8 protein-coding genes and 1 pseudogene are annotated in these 9,308 nt (G+C 71.2%); 4 read left to right on the top strand and 5 right to left on the bottom strand.

What is annotated here, in order from left to right; genetic code table 11:
• Window positions 1-31: 31 nt before the first annotated feature.
• From ACGFIK_RS22765 to ACGFIK_RS22780, 4 genes are read right to left on the bottom strand one after another with little or no spacing between them, the layout of a single operon-like run.
• Window positions 32-634, bottom strand: coding sequence for an ATP/GTP-binding protein (locus ACGFIK_RS22765; RefSeq protein ID WP_327024372.1), 603 nt, complete (start codon window positions 632-634; stop codon window positions 32-34).
• Window positions 615-1,004 carry a DUF742 domain-containing protein gene (locus ACGFIK_RS22770; RefSeq protein WP_327024371.1) on the bottom strand — a complete coding sequence of 130 codons (390 nt, stop codon included), beginning with the start codon at window positions 1,002-1,004 and terminating at the stop codon, window positions 615-617. The genes ACGFIK_RS22765 and ACGFIK_RS22770 overlap by 20 nt, the downstream gene beginning before the upstream one ends.
• The gene (locus tag ACGFIK_RS22775) at window positions 994-1,413 is read right to left on the bottom strand and encodes a roadblock/LC7 domain-containing protein (RefSeq protein ID WP_327024370.1); all 420 of its coding nucleotides are present in this window, start codon (window positions 1,411-1,413) and stop codon (window positions 994-996) included. The genes ACGFIK_RS22770 and ACGFIK_RS22775 overlap by 11 nt, the downstream gene beginning before the upstream one ends.
• Window positions 1,413-4,031 carry a nitrate- and nitrite sensing domain-containing protein gene (locus ACGFIK_RS22780; RefSeq protein ID WP_327024369.1) on the bottom strand — a complete coding sequence of 873 codons (2,619 nt, stop codon included), beginning with the start codon at window positions 4,029-4,031 and terminating at the stop codon, window positions 1,413-1,415. The genes ACGFIK_RS22775 and ACGFIK_RS22780 overlap by 1 nt, the downstream gene beginning before the upstream one ends.
• A 337-nt stretch (window positions 4,032-4,368) precedes the next feature.
• On the opposite strand from ACGFIK_RS22780, the gene ACGFIK_RS22785 reads away from it, so the two are divergent.
• The 3 genes from ACGFIK_RS22785 (at window position 4,369) to ACGFIK_RS22795 (ending at window position 6,391) form a co-directional block, all read left to right on the top strand.
• Window positions 4,369-4,959 (top strand): hypothetical protein, encoded by a 591-nt coding sequence (locus ACGFIK_RS22785; RefSeq protein WP_327024368.1) that lies wholly within the window; start codon window positions 4,369-4,371, stop codon window positions 4,957-4,959.
• Window positions 4,960-4,969: 10 nt separating this feature from the next.
• The gene (locus ACGFIK_RS22790; RefSeq protein WP_327024367.1) at window positions 4,970-5,899 is read left to right on the top strand and encodes a hypothetical protein; all 930 of its coding nucleotides are present in this window, start codon (window positions 4,970-4,972) and stop codon (window positions 5,897-5,899) included.
• A gap of 117 nt (window positions 5,900-6,016) precedes the next feature.
• On the top strand, window positions 6,017-6,391 hold the full coding sequence (locus ACGFIK_RS22795) for a hypothetical protein (protein ID WP_327024366.1): 375 nt from the start codon (window positions 6,017-6,019) through the stop codon (window positions 6,389-6,391).
• A 135-nt stretch (window positions 6,392-6,526) separates the two neighbouring features.
• Here ACGFIK_RS22795 and ACGFIK_RS22800 read toward each other — a convergent pair whose 3' ends face one another.
• Window positions 6,527-8,353, bottom strand: a complete 1,827-nt coding sequence (locus ACGFIK_RS22800) for a glycoside hydrolase family 6 protein (protein ID WP_327024365.1) — start codon at window positions 8,351-8,353, stop codon at window positions 6,527-6,529.
• 526 nt (window positions 8,354-8,879) lie between these two features.
• Between ACGFIK_RS22800 and ACGFIK_RS22805 the strand changes: the two are divergent.
• Window positions 8,880-9,308, top strand: a pseudogene (locus ACGFIK_RS22805) (hypothetical protein); the annotation flags it as partial.

Raw genomic sequence — 9,308 nt, forward strand, 5'->3', positions numbered from 1 at the left:
GTTAGACCTGCCGCCGCCGGCCTTCGCCGGGTCAGGCCGCCGGCACCGGTTCGCCCCGCTGCCGGGCCACGTGCTCGACCAGGGAGATCAGCACAGCCTTGCCGGACTGCCGGTCCCGGGCGTCGCAGAGCACCATCGGCACCTCCGGGTCCAGGTCCAGGGCTCGGCGTACGGCCTCCAGGCTGAACCGCTGCGAGCCGTCGAAGCAGTTGACCCCGACGACGAACGGCACCCCCCGCTGCTCGAAGTAGTCGATCGAGGGAAAGCAGTCGGCCAGTCGCCGGGTGTCGGCGAGCACCACCGCCCCCAACGCCCCGAAGGCCAACTCGTCCCAGAGGAACCGGAAGCGGTCCTGCCCCGGGGTACCGAACAGGTACAGCTGGAGGTCCTCGTTGATGGTGATCCGCCCGAAGTCCATCGCCACCGTGGTCGTCGACTTGCCCTCCACCCCGGAGATGTCGTCGGTGTCGATGCCGGCCCCGGTCAGGATCTCCTCGGTCTGCAGCGGCCGCACCTCACTCAACGCGCTGACCAGGGTCGTCTTGCCGGCGCCGAAGCCACCGGCGATGAGGATCTTCAACGCCAGGGGGACCCGGGGGTCCCGATAATCGGCGTCATAGCGCACGGAGTCCATCCACCACCGCCTTGAGGATGTTGTTGTCGGGCAGGTACGTGGCGCGCGGCGGCTGTTGCACGGCGACCAGTCCCCGGGACAGCAGATCACCGAGCAGTACCCGGACCACACCCACCGCCAGGTCAAGGTCGGCGGCGAGTTCCACCACCGGGGTGCCCCGGCCCGCCAGGGCCACCAACAGCCGGTGCTCGGGATGCAGTTCCGGGAACGCCCCCAGATCCGGGTTCGGCTTCGCCAACACGTACGCGACCAGGTCGAAACCGTCCGCGCAGGAGCGCACCCGGCCACCGGTCAGGGTGTACGGCCGGACCACCGGCCCGGCATCCCCGTCAAGCCACTCGTGCCGGTGCCCGGACAACTCAGTCCGCATCGGCGGCACCCATCGACGCCCGCACCGGTGCCTGGAGGTTCTCCCCCACCCTGGTCACCAGCATGGCCATCTCGTACGCCACCAGGCCGATGTCCGCGTCCGTGTCGCTGGCCACCGCCAGGCAGGCGCCCTGTCCGGCGGCGGTCACGAACAGGTACGCCGACTCCATCTCCACCACCGTCTGCCGCACCGGCCCACCGCCCAACTGTCGGCTGGCACCCCGCGCCAGGCTGGCCAGCCCGGAGGCCAGGGCACACAGATGTTCGGCGTCGGCACGGTCCAGTTCGGCGGAGGAGCCGAGCAGCAGCCCATCCGCCGAGAGCACCACTGCCCGCCGCGCGGCGGGCAGTCGCTCCACCAGATCGTCGAGCAACCAGTCGAGATTGGCACTCTGCCTCGTCGATTGCATCAGGCGTCCCTCTCAGTAACGGTCGGGGATTGCACGGTGACCGGTCCGCCGGTCGACGGTCCAGCCTCCTCGGTGGTCGATTCCCGGCGGGTGGCGGCGCTCTGGTCCGATCGGGGCTGGGCGCCCCCTCCCGCCTCCCCGGCGACCGGGGCCGGTCGACCCTCGGCCGTACCGGCGGCGGCCTGCCGGCCCCGGGCGGTGCCGGACTGCAAGGCGGACATGAACCGCCGCGCCTCCTGCGGGCTGCGCGGCGTCGGCTCGCCCACCCGGGCGGTGCTGCCGTGGGGTGCCGTCACCGACGGCCGCCGGTCGGCCGGTCGCTGGGCCAGCGCGGGCAGTTGCACGGTGGGTGAGTTCACCCCGGCGGAGGCCTGGTCCGTGCCGGGCGGGGGTGCGGCCGTGGTTGCGGAGACCTCCTCGGCCGTGGCCTTCGTCGGCTCGGCGCCGGGGCCGGTCGTGGCTCCGGCCGGCGGACGTCGCCGGATCCGCCGGGGCAGCCCGTCGGACTCGGCCGGCCCCACGGTCGAGGCCTGGCGCGGCCCGCCCCGGCTCTCCGCGGCCGGTGAGCGCCAGCCCTTCGAGGTAGCAGCCGTTCGGCTGCGGGGTCGGGGCACGGTGGCCAGTCGGCTGGCCCGCGCCAGCCGCCGCTGCTCCATGGCGCCCTCGTCGCCGCTGTCCGCGGCGTCCAGGGCGGGCAGCGGCGAGGGCTCGGTGGTGATCAGGTCGGCGGGGATCAACACCACTGCGGTCATCCCGGCGCCCTCCGACCGGCGCAGTCGCACCCGGATGCCGTGCCGGCCGGCGAGTCGGGCCACCACGAACAGGCCTAGGCGGGCGGTCTCGGCCGGGTCGAACTCCGGCGCCCGGGCCAGCTTGCGGTTGGCCTCCTCGATGGCCGCCGCGGTCATGCCCAGGCCCTGGTCGGAGACGGACAGGGCGTACCCGTTTGCGACATGCTCACCGGAGACCGTCACCCGCGACTGCGGCGGGGAGAAAGTGGTCGCGTTCTCGATCAGCTCGGCGAGCAGGTGGATGATGTCCCCGACCACCCGCCCCGCCGTGCCGGCGGACTGCAAGGAGGTGATCTCGACCCGATCGTACGACTCGACCTCGGAGATCGCCCCCCGGATCAGATCCACCATGGCCACCGGCTCACGCCAACCGCGCCCCGGGATGGCCCCGGCCAGGATGACCAGATCCTCCGCGTGCCGGCGCAGCCGGGTGGCCAGGTGGTCGACCCGGAACAGCTCGGCCAGATGGTCCGGATCCTCCGCGTCGCGTTCCAGCCGATCCAGCAGGGCGATCTGCCGGTGCACCAGGCCCTGGCTACGGCGGGCGATGTTCAGGAAGACCTCGTTGAGCCCACGGCGCAGGGTGACCTCGACCTGGGCGGCCCGGATGGCGGCCTTCTGCACCTCCGTGAAGGCCTGGGCCACCTGCCCGATCTCGTCGGTGCCCTCGTCGACCACGGGTGCCTCCCGGTCGACATCGACCTGTTCGCCCCGGCGCAGTCGGTCCACCACCTCCGGCAGGCCCTTCTCCGCGGTCTCCGTCAGCCGCCCGCGAACCAGGGTCAGCCGCCGGGCCAGCGACCGGCCTACCCGCACGGCCACCACCAGCGACACCACCACGGCGATCAGACCCAGCACCCCGGCGCCGGCCAGCCGGGCCAGGATGCTCACCGCTATCGGCACCGACCGGTCGGCCAGTCCGTCGGCCTGGGTCAGCTCGAAGTCCCGCAACGACTGCTGCACGGTGTCATAGCCGGACTGCCAGGCCCGCGCGTCGACCGTGATCCGGCCCGCCGGACCGGCGGCGATCAGCTCGTCCTGCATCGCGCGCAGCCGACCGAACCCCTCCTGCTCCGCCAGCCGCTGGTAGGCGGCCTGTTCCGGGCCGGGCAGGTCGGCGACCGCCGACTGGATGAGAAACCACTGGTTACCGATGCTCTGCACGAGCATGGTGTGCTCGCCCTTGGCGAAGCCCCCGGCGGCCAAAGCCCCGGCCAGCAGGGCATCGGTCTGCCCGAGCAGTTCCCGGGAGCGGCCCAGGTCCGTCAGGGCCCGCGCCTCCCGGTTGAGATTCTGGTCGGGCAGGTTCGCCAACGCCTCGAAGGTGTGGAAGGCGGCCGAGACCAGGTCGCTGTAGAGGCCTACCGCGCCGATCCGGTCCAACTCCCGGCGGTCGATCGCCGCCCGTCCCGCCGGCAGCCCCGCCAACCTGTCGAGCAACCGGTCCAGTCGGGCTTCGAGCAACTCACCGGCGGCCTCTCGGAACTTCTCTCCGGCCACCCGGCGGCGCAGTTGCTCCACCGCGACGTCGGTACGGTCCCGCTGCTCGCCCAGGGCCGGCACCACGCACCCGGCCGACTGCTTGGCGCAGTCCGCCCGGGAGGATGCCAGGTGCACCACGGACAGCCGCCGCTCGCGCTGCAACTCGGCCACCACGGTCTCGCCGGGCCGCCCCAGGTCGTAGAGCAGGGTCCGGGCGGACAACAGGTCGAGGGCCGGTCCGAAGGTGAGGGTGGTGGCGAAGATCCACAAGGCCAGCAGGGCGGTCACCGGCACGACGACCAGGGCGGTCAGCTTGGAGCGGATCGGCCAGTCGCGGGTGTTCAATCGGACCTCGCCCGGAAGGGTGGCTGGAGGGGCTCCGGCACGGCCGGGCAGCACCTTTGCCGGATGCACCCCAGTTGTCCCCCGGGGCGCCGGCTCGGGCGCCTTGGGCAGGATACGTAATCCGCGCTCGCCGCACTACCGTCCGTCGAGACGACCGGTACGTTGACGATCGTTCGGTTGACCCCCATTGCGCCCGAATCCGTGCGAACCGGTCTTCCGTGCAGGCCCTCGCCGACGGCACCGGGACCGGCAATGGGCAACCTGGGCGAGGAAAGTGCTCCGGAACGGGATTGGCGATCAGTGGACGGAGGGAATACCTGCAGGCGAAGGAGGAGCCATGTCGCCCACGCAGATAGTCGTCACCGTCCTCGTCATCCTGGTCGTCGCCGCCGTCGTCGCGGCCCTGGTGGTGGCCAGCCGCCGCCGCGCCCTCCGGCAGCGCTTCGGCCCCGAGTACGACCATGTCATCGCCGAACAGGACAGTCGTAGCGCCGCCGAGCGGGAGTTGCGCGAGCGCGAGCGCCGGCACGCCGAACTCGAGCTGGTCCCCCTGGACCCGGCCGCCCGGGCCCGGTACGCCGAGGCCTGGGAGGAGCTTCAGGTCCGTTTCGTCGACTCCCCCGCCGAGACCGTCGGACAGGCCGACGAACTGGTCACCCGGCTGATCGCCGAACGGGGCTACCCCACGGGTGACTTCTCCGACCAGATCGCGCACCTGTCCGTCGAGCACGCCCGCACCCTGAGCCACTACCGGGACGCCCACGAGATCCACCTGCGCAACAGCCGGGGCGAGGCCGGCACGGAGGACCTCCGCCAGGCCCTCGTCCACTACCGCGCCCTCTTCGCCGACCTGCTCGGTGAGGAACTGGCCTCCAGGACGCCGGAACAGCGCCAGCCTGACGCCGCCCACGACGCCACCAACCGCTGAGGAGACCACCATGCGGCAGCAAGAACAGCAGCTAAACAACGACCACCCCGAGACCGTACGGTCGGCTCCGGTGCCGGTCCCCGACGACCAGGCGACGGACGATTTCGACCGCAGGGACGACATCGACGGCACGGACGAGTTCGACGGTACGGACGAGCGTTCCGTCCGCGCGGAGTCCGAAACCGACCGGAACCGACCGTGGGACGGCCGACCGGGCGACGACGAGCAGGCCGAGTTCCACGAGCCGGGCCCGGTGCCGTCGGCCTTCGGCGCGACCACGGTCGGCGGGGCGGTGGCCGCCTCCGCGCTGGCCAGCCCGCTTCCGCAGGACCAGCCCGACCCGCGCGCGGAGCGCACCGCCCGACCGGGCGACGGTGCCGCCGACGGTACGGGCGAAGGGCTGCGGGCCGACCCCACGGCCGAGTTCGACGGACGTCACGACGAGGTGGACCCCGCCGAGGTGCGGGAGGCCGAGGACGTCAACCGCGACGCGGGCAGCCACCGCGCCGACGACGAGGACTCGGACCGGTCCACCCTGCCGGGGACCGACACCAAGGCGGCGGCGGCCGGCGGGGCCGGTTACGGCAGCGCCACCTCGGCGATGGTCGACCCGGACACCCAGACCACCGAGACCGCCGGGTCGAACGGTGCCACCGCCGCCGTACCGGCGGGGGCGGCGACCCTGTTCGACGACAGTACGGCCCAGGGATTCCGGGACCGCTGGCGCGATGTCCAGCTGCGTTTCGTCGACGACCCCCGGGGGGCCGCCGGTGAGGCCCAGACCCTGGTCGACGAGGCCATGCAGGCGCTGTCGGCCGCATTGACCCAGCACAAGGAGAAGCTCGGCAGCTGGCAGGAGGCCGGTGCCACCGACACCGAGCAGCTGCGGGTCGCCGTGCGCGAGTACCGCGACTTCCTGGACCGGGTTCTCGGTCGCTGAGACCCACCACCGACGGCGGGTGTCCTGTGGGGGCACCCGCCGTCGGCATGTCCGCTGACCTGGCGGGTATTCCGGCAGGGGCCAGGTGATTCGGCTGCGGACAGGGAGGTGGCGACGATGACCGATCGTGGGCGGAAACGACCGCTTGAGGAGAGCCCCGAGGTGGCCGCAGCGGTCGATGACGACTCCGGGGTGCCCCAGCTGATGACCGGGGGCGGCCCGGACGCGGACACCCCGACCTTCACCGAACCGGGCGGGCGGGACGACCCGTCCGACGAGCTCATCGGTGATCCGTACGCCGCCGGTACCGGGGCCACCGGCACCGGCACCGGGGCCGCCGAGGACAACATCCGCACGGGGGCGGAACAACCCTGGGATCCGGAGGATCTGGTGGCGGCCCGGGGCCAGGATCCCACCCCGGAGAACATCGAACGGGCGCGGCGGGAGCTGGCCGAGACCGGTCGGGCGGCGGTCGAGAAGACCGTGCCCTGACCTCACCCCAGGGCGGGGATTCCTCGCCGTGCACAGGGGTGGGCCCCTGGTCCGACCGGTGCGGTCGGACCAGGGGCCCGGGTAACCTGCCGCCGCAGTGCCTCACCTACCGCTGGCGGCGGGTGTGCCTGACCGTCAGGACAGCGGCGGGTAGGCGTTCGCCATCAGCTCGGCGAACTGCGCGGCGAACCAGGCGCCCGAGATCGGGGCGTCCGGCAGGGCGCCGCTACGGCTGTTGCCGTTGCGGTCGTTACCGGTGTAGGTCGGGTCGCACATCCGGTCGAAGCCCTTGCCGTCGTTGTTCGGGATCTCGCGGCTGGAGCCGTCCGACTCGCCCGGGGGCTTGGCCCAGACGTACGCGTCGATACCGGTCGCCGGCGCGGCCTTCGGGCGCTCGCCCATACCCGCACCAGCCTGGTTGCACCAGTTGCCCTTGTGGAAGCGACGGTCGACCCGGCCGCCGTCGATGAAGGCGTCGACGCTGGTCGTCGGACCCGCGGCGGTGGGCCGGTTCGGGCCGCCCCAGCCGTTACGGGAGGTGTCGATCGTCATGCCGATGTCGCTGGGGAAGCCCTGCCGGACCAGTTCCTGCCGGAAGGCCTGAGCGAAGCTCTGCTCGTCGTTGTACCAGTTCCAGTCGATCCACTTGGCCTGGCGGACGGTCTGCCCGTTCACCGTGGCGTCGATCTTCGCGTACGGCTCGATCAGCGCGGAGTAGTTCGCGGTGTTGGTGATGAACCCGTGCACGTGGTTGACGGTGCTGCCGGAGGCGGTAGCGGCCTGCTTCAGGACCTGGGCGGTCGGGACGAAGTTGCTGTCCCAGCCCAGCCAGCCGTGGTGTCCGGCGTCGACGTAGTTGTAGACGTTCGGGATCGAGCCCAGGGTGGCCAGGGCGTAGCCGACACCGTTCACGTAGGCGCCGTTGGCCTTCACCGTGTCGCACATGACCGTGCCACCCGGGTTGTTCGAGGTGTTCGTCACCAGGTTCGGCAGCGAGTCGACCTCGATGACGTTGATGATCCGGACGTTGCGGTACTTCGTGTCGCGCATGATCGCCGCGATCGGGTCGATGTACTCGGCCTTGTACTTGGGCAGCTCGTTCGGCCCCAGCTCACCGTTGGAGGCGAGCGCCGCGCAGTCACGGCCGGGGAGGTTGTAGATCACGAACTGGATGTAGTCGGCACCCTGGCGCACGGCCTCGTCCAGGTGGTCCCGAACGCCCATCGGGCCGTTGGACTGGCTGTCCTCGGTGCCCTCGATGGCCGCGATCCGGTCGATCCAGACGGCGGTCGAGATGTTGGAGACCCGGTTGCCGCCGGGAACCGACTCGGCCCTGGCCTTCCACTCCGGGTTCACGTAGCCCTTGGCGTTCAGGTACGGGTTGTCCACCTTGGTGCCGGGGGGCGGCGGGCTGGTGGGCGGGGGGCTCGTGGGCGGAGGGCTCGTGGGCGGAGGGCTCGTGGGCGGCGGGCTGGTCGGCGGGGGGCTCGTGGGCGGAGGGCTCGTCGGCGGAGGGCTCGTGGGCGGCGGGTTGCCGCCGTTGCAGGCCACGCCGTTGATGGTGAACGAGGTCGGACGCGGGTTGCTACCGCTCCACGCACCGTTGAAGCCGATGCTGGCGGTGCCGCCGGTGGAAAGGTTCCCGTTGTAGGACTCGTTCTGGGCGGTCACGTTGCGGCCCGACTGGGTCCACCGGGCCGACCAGCCGTTCTGCACCCGCTGGTTGCCGTCGGGGAAGGTGAAGCCGAGGGTCCACCCGTTGATCGGGTCGCCGATGTTCCTGATCGTGATGTTGGCGGTGAATCCGCCCGGCCAGTCGTTGGTCGTGTAGGCCACGTCGCATTGCGTCGCCGCGTACGCAGCCGAGACCGGCAACGTCACCAAACCGCCCGCGACCAGCGCGCTCGCGCCGGCCAGCGCGACCGCCCGGCGAGGGCCGGACAGTTTTCTCCACACGTTCATGCCACTGATCTCCTTGGGCGAGACCGGATCCGCTGTACGGCCCGGCACGTGGCCCCAGGGCGTCCTACGCGGGACAGCCGCCGGTGCCAACGGGATTCTTGTTGAGCGCCCGACCCGGACGGGCGTGGTGGTGGTGCGACGATCGGGGGCTGACCCGGTCGTTTCAGTGGGTGGTCGTCCGGTCTGACCGGTGCCCTCGACTCCCTGCTGCGCGGTGTGGCTCCGCTAACCGCGTGGAGCGATTCTTGCATGGGAGCGCTTCCATGGCAATGGCTCGATACTTTCGGAAGTCTAGCGGACAAACCGCCCAAGCCCCTTACCGGCGCGAACACCCTCTCAACGGCGACGCCAGGCCAACCTGGGGACAGTCCGGCACGGCGGGATCGATCCCTACCACCGGACGCACCTATCGGACTAATGCGAAAACACGAATCTTTCCCTGCATAAGTCATGAACCGGTCTAACGTCGGTTCTGGCGCGGTTGCAACCGGCCGCAGGACAAATCAGGGATGGAGTGACACAGGTCATGGCTAAGAAAATGCTCGGGAAGGTCGTGGCAGGCGCTGCGCTAGGCGGTGCCTCCCTGCTGGTGTTCGCGCCGGGAGTCGCGTTCGCCGACGGCCCGCCGCATGAGCCCGAGGGCAAGGTCTTCGCGAAGCCGCACGCCGGCAAGCCCGGTGAAGAGATCAAGCTGGTGGAGATCTGCGAGAAGCCGCAGGAGAAGCCCTTCGTCTGGTCCAAGGTCACCGGCAAGGTCGAGCTTAAGCCGGCCCGCGACGGCGGCAAGTGGGACCGAGGCGACTCGAACGGCAAGGACTGGAAGCCCGGCAAGGACAAGGGCGACTGGAAGCCCGGCGAAGACAAGGGCGACTGGAAGCCCGGCGAAGACAAGGGCGACTGGAAGCCCGGCGAAGACAAGGGCGACTGGAAGCCCGGCGAAGACAAGGGCGACTGG

The organism is Micromonospora sp. NPDC048871, from assembly GCF_043198155.1.
In the GTDB taxonomy this organism is placed as follows: domain Bacteria; phylum Actinomycetota; class Actinomycetes; order Mycobacteriales; family Micromonosporaceae; genus Micromonospora.

Excerpts from the sequence above, each read along its gene's own strand:
- ACGFIK_RS22765 (WP_327024372.1), bottom strand. The coding sequence starts at position 634 with ATGGACTCCGTGCGCTATGACGCCGATTATCGGGACCCCCGGGTCCCC.
- ACGFIK_RS22770 (WP_327024371.1), bottom strand. The coding sequence starts at position 1,004 with ATGCGGACTGAGTTGTCCGGGCACCGGCACGAGTGGCTTGACGGGGAT.
- ACGFIK_RS22775 (WP_327024370.1), bottom strand. The coding sequence starts at position 1,413 with ATGCAATCGACGAGGCAGAGTGCCAATCTCGACTGGTTGCTCGACGAT.
- ACGFIK_RS22785 (WP_327024368.1), top strand. The coding sequence starts at position 4,369 with ATGTCGCCCACGCAGATAGTCGTCACCGTCCTCGTCATCCTGGTCGTC.
- ACGFIK_RS22790 (WP_327024367.1), top strand. The coding sequence starts at position 4,970 with ATGCGGCAGCAAGAACAGCAGCTAAACAACGACCACCCCGAGACCGTA.
- ACGFIK_RS22795 (WP_327024366.1), top strand. The coding sequence starts at position 6,017 with ATGACCGATCGTGGGCGGAAACGACCGCTTGAGGAGAGCCCCGAGGTG.
- ACGFIK_RS22800 (WP_327024365.1), bottom strand. The coding sequence starts at position 8,353 with ATGAACGTGTGGAGAAAACTGTCCGGCCCTCGCCGGGCGGTCGCGCTG.